Raw genomic sequence first — 18,693 nt, 5'->3', positions numbered from 1 at the left:
GGCTGCCCGCCCCGCCGCGGCGCATCGCGCACCAAGCCAGCGCGCATTCAGTCCACTATAAGTCCGCGCTTATGGCTGGATTATTAAAAGTGATTTCTGGCTTATATGCTGCGATGCCACAATCGCCGCAGGCATTCCGTGGGAATGTCGTGCAGAGACTGGGAAATGAACGGCAATTCGATGTACCGCGGCATGTTGTGGGTGTGTGCCGCCGGCTTTTTCATGCAAGCCCTCGACACCACGATCGTGACCACCGCGTTGGCTCCCATGGCCGACAGCCTGCGGGAAAATCCGCTCTCCATGCGAACCGCGGTCGTCGCCTACACCCTGGTGATGGCGATGCTCATCCCCGCATCCGGCTGGCTGGCCGACAAATTCGGTACCCGCCGCGTCTACATCTGGGCCATCGCCATCTTCGCGATCGGCTCCCTGCTGTGCGCCCTGTCCAGCAGCCTGAATCAATTGATCGTGGCGCGGGTCATCCAGGGCGCCGGCGGCGCCATGCTGCTGCCCATTGCCCGCCTGGCAACCTTGCGCGCCATGCGCGGCGAGGCCTATATCGTGGCGTTGACCGTGATCGGCTCGGCCGGTGAGGCCGGCAAGCTCGTGGGCCCCTTGTTGGGCGGTTGGCTGTCCCAAGCCCTGAGCTGGCACTGGATCTTCCTGATCAACGTGCCCATCTGCCTGGCAGGCCTGTGGGCGGCGCGCACCTATATGCCGGTCGGCAAGACGGAAGACACGCCGCCCTTCGACTTCATCGGCTTCATCCTGCTTTCCACCTGCATGGTGGCGCTGTCGATGTCGCTGGACATGCCGGAGGTGTCCAATCGCGTCGTCTGGAGCGGGATGCTGTTGGGCCTCAGCGTCCTCACCGTGGCGCTCTACGTCCTGCACGCCCGCCGCAAGACCAAGCCGCTGTTCCGGCTGGGGCTGTTCCGCGAATCGAATTTCAGCGTCGGCCTGCTCGGCAACCTCGTCTGCCGCATCGGCTGCAGCGCCGTGCCGTTTCTGCTGCCCCTGCTGCTGCAACTGCAGATGGGCTATTCCCCGATTCAATCCGGCTTGATGATGCTGCCGGCCGCGCTCGCGGGCATGTGGCTCAAGCGCGCGGTCGGGCCCCTGGTCAAGCGCTACGGCTACGAGACTTTCCTGCTGGTGAACACGCTGCTCGTCGGCGCCAGCATCATTGCCTTCGCCAGCGTCGCGCCGGGATGGCCCGTCAGCGTGCAGGTCATCCAGCTCGTCATTTTCGGCGCGGCGAATTCGATGCAGTTCGCCGCCATGAACACGGTGACGCTTAAAGGCTTGCGGACCGAAGACGCGGGCAGCGGCAACGGCCTGTTCTCGATGATCCAGATGCTGGCGGTCAGTCTTGGCGTGACCCTGGGCGGCGGCCTGGTGAGCATGTTCTCCCACGGCGCCGAAACGACGGCCAGCGCGTTCCGGCTCACGTTCGTCGTTGTCGGCGTCATCACTCTGCTTTCGGCTTTCATATTCCGCGCGCTGGATGCGAACCACGCCAACGGCAAGCTCATCGCGCGACCGGCCAGCAACTGACCTGGATCCAGCAACCATGACACTGCCACATCGTTTGGGCGTGCGCGAACTGGCCGCGAGCCTGCGCGCCGGCTCCTTGACCGCGGTCGATTTGCTCGACCACTACCTGGGCCGTATCGAGACCCTGAATCCGCGCCTGAACGCGTTCATCGATCTCGATGAAGCGGGCGCCAGGCAGGCGGCGCTCGCCGCTGATGAACGCCTGCGGCGTGGCGCGGCCCTGGGCCCCATGGACGGCATCCCCATCGCAGTGAAAGACAACATCCTGGTCAAGGGGCAGCGCGCCGTCTGGGGCACCCGTCTGTTCGAACAGCATGTGCCCGATCACGATGAGGTGCCGGTCGACCTGCTGCGCCGGGGCGGCGCGGTATTGGTCGGCAAGACCAACGTGCCTGAATTCACGATGCGGGGCTATACCGACAACGTCGTGTTCGGCCCCACCGGCAACGCGTGGGATCCTGACCTGACCCCGGGTGGATCGAGCGGCGGCTCGGTAACGGCCGTGGCCGCGGGATTGGTGCCGCTGGCACTGGGCACCGATGGCGGTGGTTCCATACGGCGTCCCGCCGGCTACACGGGACTGGTCGGCCTGAAGCCTACCGTGTCGCGCGTTCCCCGGGCCAATGGATTTCCCCAGATCCTCTATGACTGCGAAATCGTGGGGCCGATCGGCCGTTCGGTGGACGACGTGCGCCTGATGATGTCGGTCATGGCGCGTCCCGACCGCCGCGACCAGCGTTCGCGCGGTTTCGCTCGGATCCACGAGCGCGCGCAAGCCGTGCAGCCGCTCAGGATCCTGTACGTGGCACGCATGAACGACGCGCCGGTCGATCCGGAGATCGACGCCGCCTGCAGGCAGGCGGCCGACCAGCTGCGCGCGCTGGGCCACACCGTCACCGAAGGGCCGCTGCCTTTCGAGACCCAACATATCCTCGGCTCATGGTCGAAGATCGGCGATACGGGCCTGGCCATGCTGGCCGAGCAACACAGCGCCTTCTTCGACAGTGTTACCCCCGCTTTTGCCGAGCAGGCCAGGACGGGCGGGGGGATCGCGGGCGCGGAATTCATGCGGGTCATCGAAAGCCTGTATGCCTTCCGCACGGAAGTGGGTGCCGCCTTCGAACATGTCGACCTGATCATGACGCCCACGTCGGCCGCCCACCCCTGGCCCAAGGACCAGGCCTACCCGCCCGTTATCGACGGCCAGGAGGTGGGTCCGCGCGGCCACGCCGTGTTCACCAACTGGGTCAATGCCTGCGGCCATCCTGGCATCGCCTTGCCGGCGGCGCCATCGCGGCAAGGTCTGCCCATCGGCTTCCAGCTGGTCGGCGACTTCGGCGCGGACGACCTGTTGCTCAACGTTGCCACCCAATTTGAACAAGCCCAGCCCTGGGCCGGCCGTTGGCCGGAAATCGCCCTTTAATCGCTCACAAGGACTGCATCTCATGTCTCACAAGGATGGTTCGGATCCGCGTTCGTTGGACCGCCGCGCATTTATCGTCACCAGCGCCATGGCGGCCGTCGGGGCGACATTGCCGGCGGTTTCCATGGCAGCCGATACGCCCAAGCGCGGCGGCAATATGATCATGATCGTGCATCCGGAGCCCGCCACGCTGGCCTCGTATGCCAACTCGGCGGGCAACGTGCCGATGATCACGACGCAGGTCTACGAAGGGCTCGTGGGCTATGACTGGGATATCAATCCCGTTCCCAGCCTGGCCAAGTCCTGGGAGATCAGCCCAGACGGTTTGACGATCACCTTCCACTTGCAGGAAGGCGTGACCTTCCACAACGGCGAACCGTTCACCAGCGCGGACGTGCAGTACACGTTCATGGAGATCGCGAAGAAGTACAACCCCAACGGTCCCATCATCCTGGCCGAACTGACCGCGGTCGAGACACCGGACCCGATGACGGCGATCTTCCGGCTGGCCCGTCCCGCCCCGTACCTGATGAAATCGCTGTCTTCCAAGGACATGCCCATCGTGTGCAAGTCGGTGTTCGTCAATACCGATCCCTTGAACAATCCCACCGGCAACAAACCGATCGGCACGGGCCCCTTCAAGTTCGTCCAGTGGGAACGCGGCCGCTACGTGCGCCTGGACCGGAACGAGAAATACTGGAAGCCGGGCCTGCCCTACCTGAACCGCATCGTGGCGCGTTTCATTCCGGACGCCGCCACGCGTTCCGCCGCCCTGGAAGCCGGCGAGGCGCACTATGCCGGCTACAGCGCGGTGAATCCGGCGGACATCAAGCGCCTGCAGGCCAACCCCATCCTCGGCAGCACCGAGAAGGGCTACGGCATGACCGCGGCGATGAGCAATCTGGAATTCAATATGCGCCGCGAACCTTTGAACAAGAAGGAAGTTCGCCAAGCCATCGCCTACGCCATCGACCGCAAGTTGATCGTCGACCGCATCATGTACGGCTTCGGCAAGCCGGCCACCGGCCCGCTGTGCTCCTCGTTCAAGGGTCTGTACTCGGATGACGTACGTCATTTCGACGTGCCGGACCGCCTGACCATTGCCAACAAGCTGCTGGACGATGCCGGCCTGAAGCGCGGCGCCGACGGATCGCGCTTCGGCCTGACCCTGGAGATCAATCCCTTCGGCGAACAATGGCAGCGCCAGGGTGAGTACCTCAAGCAGGCGTTGAACGATATCGGCATCAAGTTGACCCTGCGCAGCGAAGACACGGCAACCTGGCTGCGCCGCTGCTATACGGACTATGACTTCGACATCAACGAGCCCTTCTATTCGGCCGGCGCCGATCCCGTCGTGGGCGTGCACCGCTATTTTCTGTCGTCCGCCATCCGCAAGGGCACCACTTTCGTCAACAACAAGGACTATCGCAGCCCTGTCGTCGACAAGCTGCTGGGCGATGCCACCCGCGAACTGGATCCCGCCAAGCGCGCGTCCCTGTATGCGCAGGCGCAGAAGGTCATCGTCGAGGACAGCCCCGGCGCCTGGCTCGCCGAGGTCACCTACGTGACGATCTTCAACAAGAAACTGCACGACCACACGGTAGGACCGCTGGGCACCTACAGCGCCTTCGAACGTGCCTGGATGGAGACCTGAACCATGCAACGGTGGCGCCGCTTCGGGTACCTGCTGCTGCTGGCGATTCCGGTCGTCTTCGGCATCCTGGTGCTCAATTTCTTCCTGATCCATCTGGCGCCCGGCGACCCCGCTTCGGTGCTGGCGGGCGAAGGCGGCGCGGCGACGCCCGAATACATGGCCGCGCTGCGCGCCAAGTTCGGGCTGGACCGGTCCCTGATGGAGCAGTTCCTGACCTATATCGGCAATGCGCTGCGCCTGGATCTCGGCTATTCCTTCCGCAACGACGCGCCGGTCGCGCAACTGATCTTCGACCGGCTCGGGCCTACCTTGTTGCTCATGGGCACCGCCTTCGTCGCGGCGCTGACGGGCGGCATCACCCTGGGCCTGCTGGCCGCGTCCGCGCGCAACAAGCTGCGCGACGCCGTGATCTCCTTCCTCAGCCTGCTTTGCTACGCGACACCAGGCTTCTGGCTGGGATTGATGCTTATCGTGGTCTTCGCCATCAACCTGGGCTGGCTGCCCACCAGCGGCCTGGAGGACATCGGTGCGTTCAATGAAGGCTGGGACCGGGTGTGGGACATCGGGCGGCATCTCATCCTGCCCGCCAGCACGCTCGCGGTGTTCTATCTGGCGCTGTATAGCAGGCTGATGCGGGCATCCATGCTGGAACAGACGGGCATGGATTATGTCGTCACCGCCCGCGCCAAGGGACTTTCGGAACGAGGGATCGTCTACGGCCACATCATGCGCAATGCCATGCTGCCGGTCGTCACGATGGCGGGCCTGCAGGCCGGCAACCTGATCGGCGGCTCGGTGGTGGTGGAGACCGTGTTCGGCTGGCCAGGCATCGGCACGCTGGCGTTCAACGCGCTGCAATCGCGCGACCTCAACCTGTTGCTGGGCATCTTCTTCGTCTCCGCCTGCCTGGTCGTCGTCATCAATCTGCTGACCGATCTCATGTACATCACGCTGGACCCGAGGATACAGATCCGATGACCGCGAAACTGAAGCTGTTCGCCAGGAACCGCATGGCCGTCTTCGGCGCCGTCGTGTTCCTCTTCATGCTGTTCCTGACCGTCGCGTCGGCCTTTCTCTATCCCAAAGGCGCGTTCGGCCTGTCCGGCCCGCCTCTGCAACCGCCTGGAGATGCATTCCTGCTGGGCACCGACAGCCTTGGACGCGACGTGGCCGCCGGCGTGGCCTACGGCGCGCGGGCGTCCTTGATGATAGGCGTGCTGGCCGCGTTGTCCGCCGTGGTGCTGGGCGCGCTGGTCGGCGCGTTCGCCGGCTACTGCCGTGGCAACGTCGACGTGGCGCTCATGCGCGTCACGGAGTTCTTCCAGACCATTCCTGCCTTCCTGCTGGCCATGCTGCTGGTGGTGATCCTGTCGCCGTCGGTGTCCAGCGTCATCGTGGCGATCGCGGCGGTGTCCTGGCCCGGCATCGCCCGGCTGGTGCGCGGAGAATTCGTGGCGCTGGGCGGACGCGAATTCGTGCTGGCCAGCACCAGCCTGGGCGCCGGCCCCAGCCGCATCATCTTTCGCCACCTGCTGCCCAACTGCCTGTCGCCCATCATCGCCGTGGGCTCGCTCCTGGTCGCGAACGCCATTCTGCTCGAATCGGGTCTTTCCTTCCTGGGGCTGGGCGATCCGAACGTGATGAGCTGGGGGCTGTTGATCAGCGCGGGACGGACGTCGCTGCGCACGGCCTGGTGGGTCTGCACCTTTCCAGGCATCGCGCTGCTGCTGACGGTATTGGCCATCAACCTGGTGGGTGATGGCCTTAACGAAGCATTCAATCCGAGGTTGCGCGAGCGATGAGCAATGTTCTCGTATCCATAGCCGGACTGACCATCGGCCTGCCCAAGGGCGCCGATCGCGCCAGCGCGGTGCAGGACGTCAACCTGGCCCTGCACGCGGGCCAGGTGACCTGCCTGGTTGGCGAGTCGGGCTCCGGCAAGTCCATGGTCGCGCGGGCCATCATGGGCTTGTTGCCGGCGCCGCGCGTGTCCGTCACGGCGGGCAGCATCACCTTCGACGGCAAGGACCTGACGAAGCTGTCGCCCAAGGCGCTGTCCGCGATACGCGGCGCCAGGATAGGCATGATCTTCCAGGAGCCGATGACCGCGCTGAATCCCCTGCACACCATAGGACGCCAGATCGCCGAAGTGCTGAAGCTGCATACGCCCATGTCGCGGGCGGAGCGCAAGGCGCGCGTGGTGGAGTTGCTGACGGACGTGCATATGCCGGATCCGGTGCGTATCGCCGCGTCCTACCCGCACGAATTGTCCGGCGGCCAACGCCAACGTGCCATGATCGCGATGGCCCTGGCGCTACGTCCGCAACTGCTGATTGCGGACGAGCCAACCACCGCGCTCGATGTCACGACCCAGGCGCAGATACTGAAGCTGATTCACGACCTGCAGCGGGAGCGCGGCACGGCGGTGCTCTTCATCACGCACGACTTCGGCGTGGTGGCGGACATCGCGGATCACGTCGCGGTGCTGCAGAAAGGCACGCTGGTGGAGTCCGGCCCGCGCGATCAGGTCCTCGACCATCCGCGGCATGCCTATACGCGGGCGCTGTTGAGCGCGGTGCCGCGCCTGGCCGTGCCCGACCGGCCGGCCACGCCGCCAGGACGGCTGATACTCGAAGCCAATGGCGCCTACAAGGCCTATGCCGGCAAAGGCGTGTTCGGACGGGGCCGCGCCACCGTGGCCCTCAACGAGGTCAACTTCCAGCTGCGCCACGGCGAGACCCTGGGGCTGGTGGGCGAGTCGGGTTCGGGCAAATCCACCCTGGCGCGCGCCGTGACACGCCTGCTCACCCTGGACCGTGGCGACATCATTCTCGACGGCGAGGGCATCACGCAGCTGACGCGCAAGGAGCTGCAGCCTTACCGCAAGCGCATACAGATGATTTTTCAGGATCCCTACGCATCGCTCAATCCGCAGTTGCGTATCGCCGACATCGTGGCGGAGGGGCCCATCATCCACGGCATGCCGGCCGCGCAGGCAGACCGCAAGGCCCGCGAACTGCTGGAGCTGGTGGGTCTGGGCGCCAAGGCGGGCGACCGCTATCCGCATGAGTTCTCCGGTGGTCAGCGGCAGCGCGTGGGTATCGCGCGCGCACTGGCGCTGGACCCGCAGATCCTGGTGGCGGACGAGCCCGTATCCGCGCTGGATGTGTCCGTGCAGGAGCAGGTGCTTGCTCTGTTGGCCCAGATCAAGTCGCAGCTTAGCCTGAGCATGCTGTTCGTCACGCACGACCTGCGCGTGGCGCTGCAGATCTGCGACCGTATCGCCGTGATGCGGCAAGGCAGCATCGTCGAGATCGGCAACACCGCCGACATCTTCGCCGCGCCGAAGCACGAATACACGCGGGCGCTGTTCGACGCAGTACCGGGCGCGCAGTGGAGCCGGGACACGGCGGCTCGCGCGGCCTTGTCTTCTCTCGACCAGCCGCCGCCGCGGCTGGCTGAGGAACGCCTGCAAGCCAATGCCAGCTGAACGCTTAAGTTCACCGATTCTCCAGGGATAAACCATGTACCCATCAAGTGACGGTTTCCTGCCAGGTCCCCGTACGACACTCGACGGCGCGTCCAATGGCCCGCTTTCGGGTCTGACTTTCGCGGTCAAGGACCTGATCGACATCGCCGGTGTGCCGACCGGCTGCGGCAATCCCGACTGGGAGCGCACCCATGCCGTCCCCACGTCGCATGCATGGGGTGTGGCCAAGTTGCTCGATGCCGGCGCGTCCGTGGCCGGCAAGACCATCACCTGCGAGATTTCGCTGGGCATCCTCGGCTTCAACGCCTTCTTCGGCACGCCGGTGAATCCGCGCGCGCCGGGCTGCTTGCCAGGCGGTTCGTCGAGCGGGTCCGCCAGCGCGGTGGCCGCCGGACTGTGCGACTTCGCCCTGGGCACCGATTCAGGCGGCTCCGTCCGCGTTCCCTCCAGCCTCTGCGGGCTGTACGGCATGCGGCCCACGCACGGCCGGCTGCCGTTCGACGGCATCTGCAAGCAGGCCCCCACGTTCGACACGCTGGGCTGGTTTGCCCGCGATGCCCACACTTTCGCACGCGTGGCCGAGGTGCTGCTGGGCGAAGCGATTCCCGCTCCGGTCCACGCGCCGCTGCATGTGGCCACCGACGCCTTCGCATTGGCCGATCCCGGCGTCCGCGCCGCGCTGGATCCCGCCATTGCCGCGCTGCGCAAACTGCTCGGCAGCGATCTGCCCGATATGGCCTTGGGCGCGCCAGGTGAAATGGAAGTCTGGGGCCACCAGCGGGCCTTGCTGCAAAGGGCCGAGAGCTGGAAGACGTTTTCGGGCTGGGTCGACAAGCACAATCCGGCTTTCGCTTTCAATGTGGCGCGCAATATGGCCGCGGGCGCGAGCATCACGCCGGCCCAGATCGCGCTCGGCAATTCGGTGCGCCAGCGTGTCATCGAACGCGCGCGCCTGCTGCTGGAAGATGGCGCGATCCTGTGCATCCCGACCACGCCGTTCCCGGCGCCGCCCACGGATAGTTCCCTGGAAGAACTGGACACGTATTCCGCGCGGATAGGTTTGCTGAACTCCTTCGCCGGCATGGCGGGCCTGCCGCAGATGAACCTGCCGCTGGGGACCGTGGACGGCAAACCGGTGGGGCTGTCCATCATTGCCTGGCGTGGCGGCGACGCGAAGCTGGCAGGCATCGCCCGCGCGCTTTCTTGATCCCCTTTACTGTGAGACTCGTATGACCAGTGGTCCCGAAATCAACATCCCCTCCGTCGTCGCCGAAGTTCGCGCGGCTTTCGATCGCTATGAGCTAGGCCTGGAAGACAACGACGTGGCCGTGCTCGACGACACCTTCTGGAACCACACGCTGACGCAGCGCTTCGGGGTGGCGGAGAACCTGTACGGCCATGCGGAAATCGCCGCGTTCCGTGCGTCCCGCACGTCGACGCAAAAGGATCAGCGGGCGCGCCGCCTGGAACGCACCATCGTCACCACCTTCGGCACGGACTTCGCCGTGGCGAACACCGAGTATGTGCTGCTGCGCAACGGCAAGCGCGGGCGCCAGAGCCAGACCTGGGCCAGGTTTCCGGAAGGTTGGAAGGTCGTCTCCGCGCATGTGAGCATCATGCCCGACGCGGCGCCGACGCAAGCCTAATCGGTCGCCACGCCCAAAGCCCTTCTACAGAACGTACGCACGTCGCCGATCAGGCGCTTGCGGCCGTTCTTGCTGGCCGCCGCGATTTCGTCGTCGACGGCTTCGTGGACCGCGCCGAACAGCATGACCGCGCTGCGGCGGGGATTGCCGCTGATGAAGGCGCCGGCCTTGACCCCGTCCGCGACGAGTTCCGCCAGATTCACGGTGACGATGTTTTCCGTGCGCATATTCCGTTGTGCGGGACTGACGTCATGGAACACCAGGTCGTGCAGGGCGAACTCGTCGAGATACATCTCCACGGCCGCGCCCACCCATGCGTCCAGCCGTTGCACCCATGCGCCGAGTGGCTGCTTGGCGACGACCATTTGCAATCGCACAAGGAACCTGTCGACGAAGCGCTCGCGCAAAGCCTGCAGCGCTTCGTCCTTGGTCTTGAAGTAGAGGTAGAACGTGCCTTTGGCGACGCCGGCCCGTGCCGCGATCTCCTCGATACTCGCGCTGTCGAATGTGCGCTCAAGGAAAACCGCCTGGGCAGCATCCATCAGTTCAGCGCGGCGCGTTTCGGCCGGCTTGGTACGCGGACGCTTGGGTTCGCTTTCAGTCTTCAATTTGAGTCTTCGAGTTGAGCCGTCATTGATGGGCCAGGCTGCTGGCGAGCGGGGGCAGGCGGTTACAGGGTAGCAGTATGCGCCACGGGTCTCGTGTCCGCCATCGTTGCGTGGACGCGCTTGTCGATACCGCCGGCGTCCCACGTGGCGCCCGTTGGGGGAGAGATGAACCAGCGCAGGAAGGCCAGGGCGGAGCTCGTATCGCCGAAAACCTGAGCGGGCACGCCGGATAACTGCTCGGGATCCACGTGCAACATGCGCTCGCGTTGCTCGACAGTCGCAACCAGGGCAATGCCCATCATTCCGCTTCGGATCAGCGCTTCATGCGCCCGCAGCCAATCCCGCGCCATTGCCAAGGACGCTTCCGCGCTGTCCACTGCCGCGCCTTCGGACAGCACGCACAGGATGGCGATGCGGTCCCCGCTGGACAGGCAGCGCGCCGCGCGTTGCAGGAATTCCGCCTGCTCAGGCATCGTCACTGAACCGATGGTGGTGACGACGACGAGGGGCCAGTCGTGGAAATCGTAGTGGATCACTGGGTAGCTTCCGAATGAAACGCCGCGCAGGGGGAAAGCGGCGATGGCGAAATTCTAAACTGACTGTCGGTCAGTCAGCAAGCTGGCGGAAGGAACAGAGTAAGGCCAAGGTTGGCTCGCGCGTGCGCGGGCAGCGTCCGTCCCGCCAAGACCCGATCCGCTGAAGCCGATAAAATGGGGCTGTTCGGCCGCTCCGCCGCGCGTTTTTCCACACGGCAGCGGCTTCCATTTCGACTACTGGTTCCGCCTTCATGCGTACCCGCATCAAATTCTGCGGCATGACCCGCAGCGAAGACATCGCCGCCGCCGTTGCCGCGGGCGCCGATGCCGTCGGCATGATTTTCTATCCCGAGAGCAAGCGCTATATCGACGTCGCGCAGGCCGCGCGGCTGCGCCGCGCCGTACCGGCGTTCGTCGACGTAGTAGCCCTGGTCGTCAATGCCACGGAAGAAGAGGTGCGCCGCATCGTCGGCGAAGTGGGGCCGGACCTGCTGCAATTCCACGGCGACGAGACGCCGGCCGATTGCCGCGTGTATGGGCAACGCTACCTGCGCGCCTTGCGCGTCGGCGGCCCGGGCATGGACACGGCGGCCGCGCTCGCAGCCACTTGCGCAAGCTATGACGATGCTTCCGGCTGGTTGTTCGACAGCTACACGGCGGGCTTCGGCGGCAGCGGCCTGGCCTTCGATCATCACTTGCTGGACGACGTGCGCAAGGCATCCGCGGCGGCTGCGTGCACGCCGGCGGGTACCGCCGGGCGCATCTCCGTGCCGATGATACTTTCCGGCGGACTGACGCCCGATAACGTCGAAGCCGCGGTGCGGACCGTGCGTCCTTTCGCCGTCGACATCAGCAGTGGGGTGGAGAGCGCGCCAGGAATCAAAGTCCATGATAAGATGCGCGCCTTCGTCGATGCGGTGCGCCGCGCAGACGGGATTTGAAGAAGCGTTCGGGCAGTTAAACGGATCGAAAAATTTTGATCCGATTTGACAGGTCTAAAAAACACCCATATAATTCTTCTTCTTTGCAGGCGGTTAGCTCAGTTGGTTAGAGCGCCACGTTGACATCGTGGAGGTCGTTGGTTCGAACCCAATACCGCCTACCAAACGAATTCCAGGCAGCGCCTAGCGTTGCCAATAAAGCCCGGTTAAGTCTCTGACTTGCCGGGCTTTTTCTATTTCGTTTTGGCGCGCTGTCGCCGGGTTGTGACGCTCGTCGGCGACGAGGGTCGGGTGCGCATCCGACCGCTCCGAGGGACGTGGGACTGTTCTACGCCAGCACGGCCCCTTGCGCCACATCCACCCACTCGGCTTCAACCAAAGCGGCCATATGCTGAGGTTCGATGCGGACCGACGTGTTCTTCGATCCGGCCGCGGGGTAGACCACGTCGAACTCTTTCAGCGACACGTCGCAATAAACCTGCAGGGGTGCGACCAGGCCGAAGGGGCAGACGCCGCCTACGGGGTGGCCCGTCAGTTGTTCGACGTCTTCGGTGCCGACCATGCGCGCCTTCGTGCCGAAGGCTGTCTTGAACTTCTTGTTGTCCAGGCGCGAGTCGCCGCGCATGACCAGCAGGATGACGCGGTCTTCGAGTCGCAGTGCCAGCGTCTTCGCGATCTGCCCCTCGGTCACGGACAGCGCCGCGGCCGCAAGCGCCACGGTCGCCGTACTCGTGTCGAACTCTTCGATTTCGATTCGAGGATGGCGCTCCGCAAAAAACGCACGCACTGATTCCGCACTCATGTTCTCTCCTGAAGACTTCCGCAGCCCGCACGCACCCCGCGCGCCGCTGACAGAACCAGGATTTTAAAGGAGTGACGAACCGCTTACTTGCCGATCAGGCGCGAGGAACTGGATGCGCCGGGCGGTGAACAGAAGCGCCGGAAGTCGCCAGGCGGCAAGACTAAATGTATTGACAAAAAGTCTGATCGGAGCATATCTTTATCGGGCCGCAAATGAGGCTGATGCCGGCGAGCGGAGGTTCTATGAAGAAGCAAAAGCAGCAAACTGATTGGGATGCGTTGCGCCGTGCCGCAGCCAAGGGCAAGCCTGTTCCCTTTGACGCCGATGACGATCTCTACGATCCCGACGACGAAGCCATGGTGGCGGAAGCTTGGTCGGAAGGGCGTGTGACGGTCACCAAGATGGGCCGTCCGCCGGTCGCGATCAAGCGCCCCACGCTGAACATGCGTATAGACGCCGACGTCATGGCGCATCTGCGGGCTTCTGGAAAAGGCTGGCAAACGCGGGTGAACAAGGTCTTGCGCGATGCCGTCGAAAACGGGGTTCTCTGACGGTTCAAGGAAAAGCCCGGCGTCGATTACATCCTGGTGAGCGCATGATAAAAACGTATTTCCAGAACCGGATCACGGGCGCGGAGTTCGCTTCGCTGGTCGAAAAGCGCGAGTCCTTTGTGCTCGAAAGCGTTGGCGATCTGGACGGCGCGGTCGATATTTGCACGACTACGGTGGCATCGCTTGGGATGATCTGGCGCATCGATGACAACAGGCCCATTTGGCAGGACGATGTTTCATCGTTCATGCCTGGACCTCTGCACTTGATTTACGTCCTCTGGCGAGTAGGCAAGGACCTCTTGCATAGAGGCCTGGCGCTGAATCCAGATGTCGTGATCGTCGAGCGCCCGCAATCTCTGTATGTCCGGTTTCGGTCCTCGCCGGCGCCAGCCACAAGGAATCAATCCAGCGTCGGATGACGATCCGCCAAGCGTTGGCGGCGTTGGCGCAGGGACTCCAACCTTTCTTCCAGTTCGGCGATCTCGGCGTCCACTTCCTGCACGGTTTCCTCGATATGGTCGTAGGCCTGCTGCAGCAACACCTTGGCTTCACGCTTGTTGGCCGCGTTAGGTGTGTCGCCGCGTAGCGGGCGGTTGGCGGTTTCGGGCAGGTAGAAGGACGTCACGAGCCCGATAATGGCCGCCACGAGCAGGTAATAGGCCGGCATCATCACGTTGTTCGTGCTTTCCACCATCCATGCCGCGATGGTGGGCGTCAGGCCGGCGACGATGATGGCGATATTGAACGAGCTGGCCAGGGCGCTGTAGCGAATGCGCGTGGGGAACAAGGCCGGCAGCGTGGACGCCATGACACCCGTCATGCAGTTCAACAGGACGGCGATAAGCAGCAGGCCCACGAAGATTAGCCCGGTATTGTCACTGCCGATGAAATGGAACGCGGGGATGGCCAGGATCAACAGTCCTATGCTGCCTATCAGCAGGAAAGGCTTGCGCCCGACCTTGTCGCTGAGAAAACCCACCAACGGTTGCACGAACAGCATGCCTATCATCACCACGACGATAATCAGCACGCCGTGCTCTTCCGAATACCCCAGGCTGCTGGATAAATAGGTAGGCATATAGGTCAGCAGCATGTAGTAGGTGATGTTCGTCACCAGCACCATGCCTATGCAAACCAGCAAGGCCTTGCGGTATTTGGAGAAGATCTCCCGGAACGAAACCGTGGGCCGTTCCTGTACGGCATCGCGGTCTTCCTTCTCCATTTTTTCCAGCTGCTGCGTGAACGCCGGCGTTTCCTCGGCGGCATGCCGCAGATACAGGCCCAACAAGCCCAATGGCCCCGCGACGAAGAAGGGCAGGCGCCAGCCCCAATCCAGAAAAGCCTGTTCCGCCAGCGTGGAGTGCAGCAATACCACCAGGCCCGCCCCCAGCACGAACCCCGCGATCGACCCGAAATCGAGCCAGCTGCCCAGGAAACCACGGCGGCGATCCGGCGCATATTCGGCCACGAAGATGGCCGCGCCCGTATATTCACCGCCCACCGAGAAACCCTGTGCCAGCTTGCAGAGCAGCAACAGCACGGGCGCCCACAGGCCGATGGACGCATAGGAGGGAATCAGCCCGATGCAGAACGTGCTGATCGCCATGATGATGATGGTCAGCGACAGCACTTTCTGCCGGCCGAAGCGGTCTCCCATCACACCGAAGAACACGCCCCCCAGCGGCCGCACCAGAAAAGGCACGGAAAACGTGCCCAGGGCCGCGATGGTTTGCACCGCGGGGGACGCTTCGGGAAAAAAGATCTTCCCCAGCGCCGCGGCGACGAAACCATACACGCCGAAGTCGAACCACTCCATGGCGTTGCCCAGCGCGGCGGCGGTAACGGCTTTCTTGAGTTTGGCGTTATCGATGACGGTAATGTCGCCGATCTGCAGAGGTTGCACGGACGAAGAGGGTGGGGCTGGCTGGCTCATGGACGTTCCTGGTCGGACCCGGGCTGACATCCTGACTGCTGATTCCGCCGCGACGGGCCTTATTGATTTTGCCGCCTGCTCTGCAGTTATCGTGCCCGAGGTTGTCCATGGGCACGCCCCACCTTCCCGCGACCGCCTGATGAGCCGTCCCCGACAGTGCGCGCCCCTGCCAGGAATGTCAATTCCGGCCTACTGACCCGGCAGTCCAACCAGGATGTCTTCGTAGAATGCCCCCACGGGGCGCTCCGGATGGCGCAGCTGGATCTCCAGCACCCAGACGGCATCACTGGGGACGATGTCCATCTCGGCCAGTTTGGCCGGGCCATACAGGGCATGGGGAAAATCGGAAACCCGATGGCCGGCCAGGTTGCGCTCCAGCTTCCAGCCGCCGCGCTCGGCCTGCGCTTCGGCGTAGTCATAAAGCTTGCGGCCGGTCAGGCCCGTCTTCCAGGCCACCTTCGCGGCGCTGAACACATCGCGCGCGGCCTGCGCACATGAGCGATGTAGATTGTCGTCGCCGAAGACGAAGGTGTCGCCGAAATCGCCCTCGTAGCCATTCCATACCGGCCCGATATCGACAACGACGATATCGCTAGGCTGTAGCGTCCGTTGCCTGCGCACGCCTTGGCGGGGCGTGCGCACGGTGTCGTCCCCGAACCTGATATAGGTCGGGTGCCAGGTGTTGGAAGACCCCATGTCCCGCAGGTGCTGATCCGCCATCTCGACAGCCTGCGCGGTGGTCATCCCCACGCGCAGCTTGCCGGCGATCTGCGCGACCGCGCGTATGGATTGCGCGCGTGCCGCCAACATGCCATCCAGGGAAAAGCGCGGGCCGACGCGCTCCAGCAGGGGATCCAGGCTGCCCTCCGCCAAAGGAATGGAACTCGTTCCAGACGGCACGAAGGCTTCGACGATGATGTCGTGCGCGGGCACGCCCCAGCCTTCGCAGGCCGCCCGCACCGCGGCGATCATCGCGGGATTGCCGCAGGCGTAGACCTGGGTCGCGGACCAATCATGGCCGTGCGCACCCGCGCTATCCTGGACGTGTCCCCGCGCTATGGCGGGATGATCCTGGCCGCTGGCGCCGATCACGCCCACCCACTAGAAACGTGGATCGGTCGCGGCCTGGGTATCCAGGAAGGCCTGGTCGTAGAAGTCGTCGGTGCCATTGCCACCCCAATACAGCGTGATCGACTGAAGCGGGGGAGCCGCCGCCGTGTTCGATGCCAATGCGGCCAGGAGGATCGGCTTGATGCCGGCGTAACCGGTTCCCGTCGCGAACAGGACCAGATGCGCGTGTCCAGTACCTTGCCAGGTGCAGGCGCCGAAACCGCCTTCCAGGCTGATCCGGTCGCCCTGCCGCAGGGTGTCCAGCATGCCCTCGGAGAAGCGCCCTCCGGCCACGCGCCGGATATGAAACTCAAGTTGGCCATCCTCCGCGGCAGGAATGTTGGCCACCGAAAAGCAGCGGTTGCTGCCGTCGGGCAGGTACAGCTTCATGTATTGCCCGGGCTGGATTGCTGGCGTCTTGCCGTCCGCGGACTTGACCGCAAGACGGGTAATTCCCGCGGCCAGGTCGCGTTTTTCCTGCACGATGGCCTCGAAGCGCAGGGCGGGAGTCTGCATCGACCAGCCCGGGATATCGATGCGCAGATCGCTGCAGGCGCGGCTCTGGCACAAGAGCAGTTCGCCGTCCGCCAGCGGATATGGGGTGCCCAGCGCCGCATAAGGCTCGACGGCATGCGTGCCTTGCAGCACCCGCACCTTGCAACATCCGCACTCTCCGCGTCGACAGGAAAACGGGACGGCCATGCCTTGTGCAAGGGCAGCGTCCAGCAGCAGTTCGTTCCCCGCGCGGAAATGCTGCCCGGCGGCGCCGATCTCGATGAGATGTCTATCCTGCATGTTGGCGATCCTGAATGTGAGCACCGGCAGATTGTGACGGTAGACTAGGACTACCGAAACCTCCAGTTTTTGAAACTTCACATGGTCCAGATGAGAAACTGGCGCGTCCTGCTCGAAGTGGCTGGCGCCGCGGGCAGCGTGTCATATCGCCAGATCCTGGACGGGCTGGCACGCGCCATTCAGGATGGGCGCTTGCCGCCTGGCGCGCCGCTACCCGGCACGCGGGAAATGGCCAGCATGCTGGCGGTGAATCGCAAGACGGTGATCCTGGCTTATGAAGAGGCCGCGATCAAAGGCTGGCTGGTCAGCGAGCAAAGACGGGGGACTTTCGTCAATCCGGCGTTCAGCCCCGGCGGGGCGGCCGTGGCACGAACAGCTGATGTCGGCCCGGCGGAAAAGGGTGAGCGCGCCTTTCTGCCGGCATTCAATGCGACGCCGCTGCCGGAATACTTCGAGGGCCCGCTGGCACGCGATCGCGCCAACGGCGGCCGCGGTGGCAATGTCGGCGGCCCACGCACGATGTACTTCGACAATGGGTCGCCCGACCACCGTCTGCTGCCGCAAGCCATCCTGCATCGCCACTATCGTGTCGCGCTGCGCGAAGGGCTGCGGTCCGACCTGGTGCGTTACGGCAACATCGCGTCGGCGCAGGAGTTGCGGCTTGCCTTGGCGGGCATGCTCAGCGCCACCCGTGCGCTGGCGGTCACGCCGTCTTGCATCTGCCTGACGCAGGGCACGCAGATGGCCTTGCATCTGACGGCGGCCGCCTTGATCAAGCCCGGGGATGTGGTCATCGTGGAGCGCCTGAGCTATCCGCCTGCCTGGACCATCTTCCGCGCCCTGGGTGCGCGTATCGAAGTGGTCGATATCGATGCCGACGGCTGCGTGGTCGACCAGGTGGAAGCCATATGCAAGCGCGGACCTGTGCGTTTCATCTATCTGACGCCGCATCACCACTTTCCGACCACGGTCAGCCTGCGCGCGGATCGCCGCGCGCAATTATTGGCGCTTGCCGCGCGCCATTCCTTCTCGATCGTCGAGGAAGACTACGACCACGAATACCATTTCGCGGGACGGCCCTACGCCCCCTTGGCCAGCGATGCGCACCAGCGCCACGTTATCTACATCGGCTCCCTGTCCAAGCTGCTGGGTCCCAGCTTCCGCACGGGTTTCATTGTCGCGCCTGAAAATCTGATCGAGACCCTGGAGCGCAAGTATCTGCTGCTGGCCAGCCATGGTGATGCCGTGATGCAGAAGATGCTGGCGGATCTGATCGCCAACGGCGAGTTGCGCCGGCACGTGCGGCGTAGCGCCAAGCATTACCGGGCGCGCCAGGAAACCCTGCTGGATTGCCTGCGGCATCACTTCGGCGACGCGATGACCACCCGTCCGCCCCAGGGTGGCCTGGCCTTGTGGGTCACGTTCCGCGACGACGTGGATGTGGATGCCATGCTGCGGCATGCCGCGGCCGACAATCTGTTCGTGCGCGGCGGCCGCCAATTCTCGCCGCTCGACGAACCCGTCAACGGCCTGCGCCTGGGCTTCGCGTCCATGTCGCCCGATGAACTGGTGCAGGCGGTTGAACGCCTGCATCGGGCATGGCAGGCGTCGCGGTCGAGGCTATGAGTAAATAAGGACAAATGCGTT

Annotated in this window: 18 protein-coding genes and 1 tRNA gene; 13 read left to right on the top strand and 6 right to left on the bottom strand. The window is 64.3% G+C overall.

What is annotated here, in order from left to right; genetic code table 11:
• The first annotated feature begins 165 nt into the window (after window positions 1–165).
• Genes ASB57_RS12335 through hpxZ form a run of 8 tightly spaced genes read left to right on the top strand, consistent with a single transcriptional unit; the run spans window position 166 to window position 9,770 of the window.
• Window positions 166–1,557 (top strand): DHA2 family efflux MFS transporter permease subunit, encoded by a 1,392-nt coding sequence (locus ASB57_RS12335; RefSeq protein WP_057652499.1) that lies wholly within the window; start codon window positions 166–168, stop codon window positions 1,555–1,557.
• Between the two features lie 16 nt (window positions 1,558–1,573).
• The gene (locus tag ASB57_RS12330; protein WP_057652498.1) at window positions 1,574–2,980 is read left to right on the top strand and encodes an amidase; all 1,407 of its coding nucleotides are present in this window, start codon (window positions 1,574–1,576) and stop codon (window positions 2,978–2,980) included.
• Between the two features lie 22 nt (window positions 2,981–3,002).
• Window positions 3,003–4,634 carry an ABC transporter substrate-binding protein gene (locus ASB57_RS12325; RefSeq protein ID WP_057652497.1) on the top strand — a complete coding sequence of 544 codons (1,632 nt, stop codon included), beginning with the start codon at window positions 3,003–3,005 and terminating at the stop codon, window positions 4,632–4,634.
• A 3-nt stretch (window positions 4,635–4,637) separates the two neighbouring features.
• Window positions 4,638–5,612 carry an ABC transporter permease gene (locus ASB57_RS12320; RefSeq protein WP_057652496.1) on the top strand — a complete coding sequence of 325 codons (975 nt, stop codon included), beginning with the start codon at window positions 4,638–4,640 and terminating at the stop codon, window positions 5,610–5,612.
• Window positions 5,609–6,436, top strand: coding sequence for an ABC transporter permease (locus tag ASB57_RS12315; protein WP_057652495.1), 828 nt, complete (start codon window positions 5,609–5,611; stop codon window positions 6,434–6,436). Before ASB57_RS12320 ends, ASB57_RS12315 begins: the two co-directional genes overlap by 4 nt.
• Window positions 6,433–8,124 carry an ABC transporter ATP-binding protein gene (locus tag ASB57_RS12310; RefSeq protein ID WP_082621567.1) on the top strand — a complete coding sequence of 564 codons (1,692 nt, stop codon included), beginning with the start codon at window positions 6,433–6,435 and terminating at the stop codon, window positions 8,122–8,124. Before ASB57_RS12315 ends, ASB57_RS12310 begins: the two co-directional genes overlap by 4 nt.
• Window positions 8,125–8,158: 34 nt before the next feature.
• Window positions 8,159–9,331, top strand: coding sequence for an amidase (locus ASB57_RS12305; RefSeq protein ID WP_057652494.1), 1,173 nt, complete (start codon window positions 8,159–8,161; stop codon window positions 9,329–9,331).
• A gap of 22 nt (window positions 9,332–9,353) precedes the next feature.
• Window positions 9,354–9,770: an oxalurate catabolism protein HpxZ gene (gene hpxZ / locus ASB57_RS12300; protein ID WP_057652493.1), complete on the top strand. Its 417-nt coding sequence runs from the start codon at window positions 9,354–9,356 to the stop codon at window positions 9,768–9,770.
• Here the strand turns inward: hpxZ and ASB57_RS12295 are convergent.
• Together ASB57_RS12295 and ASB57_RS12290 are read right to left on the bottom strand one after the other, a co-directional pair.
• Window positions 9,767–10,378, bottom strand: coding sequence for a TetR/AcrR family transcriptional regulator (locus ASB57_RS12295; protein WP_057652492.1), 612 nt, complete (start codon window positions 10,376–10,378; stop codon window positions 9,767–9,769). The genes hpxZ and ASB57_RS12295 overlap by 4 nt on opposite strands.
• Before the next feature lie 62 nt (window positions 10,379–10,440).
• A complete protein-coding gene (locus ASB57_RS12290; RefSeq protein WP_057652491.1) occupies window positions 10,441–10,914 on the bottom strand; it encodes a hypothetical protein in 474 nt (157 codons plus the stop codon).
• 227 nt (window positions 10,915–11,141) lie between these two features.
• Here ASB57_RS12290 and ASB57_RS12285 point away from each other — a divergent pair, with 227 nt between their 5' ends.
• Together ASB57_RS12285 and ASB57_RS12280 are read left to right on the top strand one after the other, a co-directional pair.
• Window positions 11,142–11,855 carry a phosphoribosylanthranilate isomerase gene (locus tag ASB57_RS12285; RefSeq protein WP_255362040.1) on the top strand — a complete coding sequence of 238 codons (714 nt, stop codon included), beginning with the start codon at window positions 11,142–11,144 and terminating at the stop codon, window positions 11,853–11,855.
• A gap of 87 nt (window positions 11,856–11,942) precedes the next feature.
• A tRNA-Val gene (locus ASB57_RS12280) sits at window positions 11,943–12,019 on the top strand.
• A gap of 164 nt (window positions 12,020–12,183) precedes the next feature.
• On the opposite strand, the gene ASB57_RS12275 is transcribed toward ASB57_RS12280, so the two are convergent.
• Window positions 12,184–12,657 carry a YbaK/EbsC family protein gene (locus ASB57_RS12275; RefSeq protein WP_057652489.1) on the bottom strand — a complete coding sequence of 158 codons (474 nt, stop codon included), beginning with the start codon at window positions 12,655–12,657 and terminating at the stop codon, window positions 12,184–12,186.
• Between the two features lie 242 nt (window positions 12,658–12,899).
• Here ASB57_RS12275 and ASB57_RS12270 point away from each other — a divergent pair, with 242 nt between their 5' ends.
• Window positions 12,900–13,208 (top strand): BrnA antitoxin family protein, encoded by a 309-nt coding sequence (locus ASB57_RS12270; RefSeq protein WP_057652488.1) that lies wholly within the window; start codon window positions 12,900–12,902, stop codon window positions 13,206–13,208.
• Window positions 13,209–13,252: 44 nt separating this feature from the next.
• Window positions 13,253–13,627, top strand: a complete 375-nt coding sequence (locus ASB57_RS12265; RefSeq protein WP_057652487.1) for a hypothetical protein — start codon at window positions 13,253–13,255, stop codon at window positions 13,625–13,627.
• On the opposite strand, the gene proP is transcribed toward ASB57_RS12265, so the two are convergent.
• From proP to ASB57_RS31570, 3 genes are all read right to left on the bottom strand, one after another.
• A complete protein-coding gene (proP, locus tag ASB57_RS12260; RefSeq protein WP_057652486.1) occupies window positions 13,609–15,141 on the bottom strand; it encodes a glycine betaine/L-proline transporter ProP in 1,533 nt (510 codons plus the stop codon). The genes ASB57_RS12265 and proP overlap by 19 nt on opposite strands.
• A 189-nt stretch (window positions 15,142–15,330) precedes the next feature.
• Window positions 15,331–16,233 (bottom strand): NAD(P)H dependent flavin oxidoreductase family protein, encoded by a 903-nt coding sequence (locus ASB57_RS31575; protein WP_231755410.1) that lies wholly within the window; start codon window positions 16,231–16,233, stop codon window positions 15,331–15,333.
• 9 nt (window positions 16,234–16,242) lie between these two features.
• Window positions 16,243–17,046, bottom strand: coding sequence for a 2Fe-2S iron-sulfur cluster-binding protein (locus tag ASB57_RS31570; RefSeq protein WP_231755409.1), 804 nt, complete (start codon window positions 17,044–17,046; stop codon window positions 16,243–16,245).
• Between the two features lie 81 nt (window positions 17,047–17,127).
• On the opposite strand from ASB57_RS31570, the gene ASB57_RS12250 reads away from it, so the two are divergent.
• Window positions 17,128–18,672 (top strand): PLP-dependent aminotransferase family protein, encoded by a 1,545-nt coding sequence (locus ASB57_RS12250; RefSeq protein ID WP_057652485.1) that lies wholly within the window; start codon window positions 17,128–17,130, stop codon window positions 18,670–18,672.
• Window positions 18,673–18,693 lie beyond the last annotated feature (21 nt).

The sequence above is a fragment of the Bordetella sp. N genome (genome assembly GCF_001433395.1).
GTDB lineage: Bacteria > Pseudomonadota > Gammaproteobacteria > Burkholderiales > Burkholderiaceae_B > Bordetella_C.
This window is presented reverse-complemented; position numbering and strand designations above follow the sequence as displayed.

Excerpts from the sequence above, each read along its gene's own strand:
- ASB57_RS12335 (WP_057652499.1), top strand. The coding sequence starts at position 166 with ATGAACGGCAATTCGATGTACCGCGGCATGTTGTGGGTGTGTGCCGCC.
- ASB57_RS12330 (WP_057652498.1), top strand. The coding sequence starts at position 1,574 with ATGACACTGCCACATCGTTTGGGCGTGCGCGAACTGGCCGCGAGCCTG.
- ASB57_RS12325 (WP_057652497.1), top strand. The coding sequence starts at position 3,003 with ATGTCTCACAAGGATGGTTCGGATCCGCGTTCGTTGGACCGCCGCGCA.
- ASB57_RS12320 (WP_057652496.1), top strand. The coding sequence starts at position 4,638 with ATGCAACGGTGGCGCCGCTTCGGGTACCTGCTGCTGCTGGCGATTCCG.
- ASB57_RS12315 (WP_057652495.1), top strand. The coding sequence starts at position 5,609 with ATGACCGCGAAACTGAAGCTGTTCGCCAGGAACCGCATGGCCGTCTTC.
- ASB57_RS12310 (WP_082621567.1), top strand. The coding sequence starts at position 6,433 with ATGAGCAATGTTCTCGTATCCATAGCCGGACTGACCATCGGCCTGCCC.
- ASB57_RS12305 (WP_057652494.1), top strand. The coding sequence starts at position 8,159 with ATGTACCCATCAAGTGACGGTTTCCTGCCAGGTCCCCGTACGACACTC.
- hpxZ (WP_057652493.1), top strand. The coding sequence starts at position 9,354 with ATGACCAGTGGTCCCGAAATCAACATCCCCTCCGTCGTCGCCGAAGTT.
- ASB57_RS12275 (WP_057652489.1), bottom strand. The coding sequence starts at position 12,657 with ATGAGTGCGGAATCAGTGCGTGCGTTTTTTGCGGAGCGCCATCCTCGA.
- ASB57_RS12270 (WP_057652488.1), top strand. The coding sequence starts at position 12,900 with ATGAAGAAGCAAAAGCAGCAAACTGATTGGGATGCGTTGCGCCGTGCC.
- ASB57_RS12265 (WP_057652487.1), top strand. The coding sequence starts at position 13,253 with ATGATAAAAACGTATTTCCAGAACCGGATCACGGGCGCGGAGTTCGCT.
- proP (WP_057652486.1), bottom strand. The coding sequence starts at position 15,141 with ATGAGCCAGCCAGCCCCACCCTCTTCGTCCGTGCAACCTCTGCAGATC.
- ASB57_RS31570 (WP_231755409.1), bottom strand. The coding sequence starts at position 17,046 with ATGCAGGATAGACATCTCATCGAGATCGGCGCCGCCGGGCAGCATTTC.
- ASB57_RS12250 (WP_057652485.1), top strand. The coding sequence starts at position 17,128 with ATGGTCCAGATGAGAAACTGGCGCGTCCTGCTCGAAGTGGCTGGCGCC.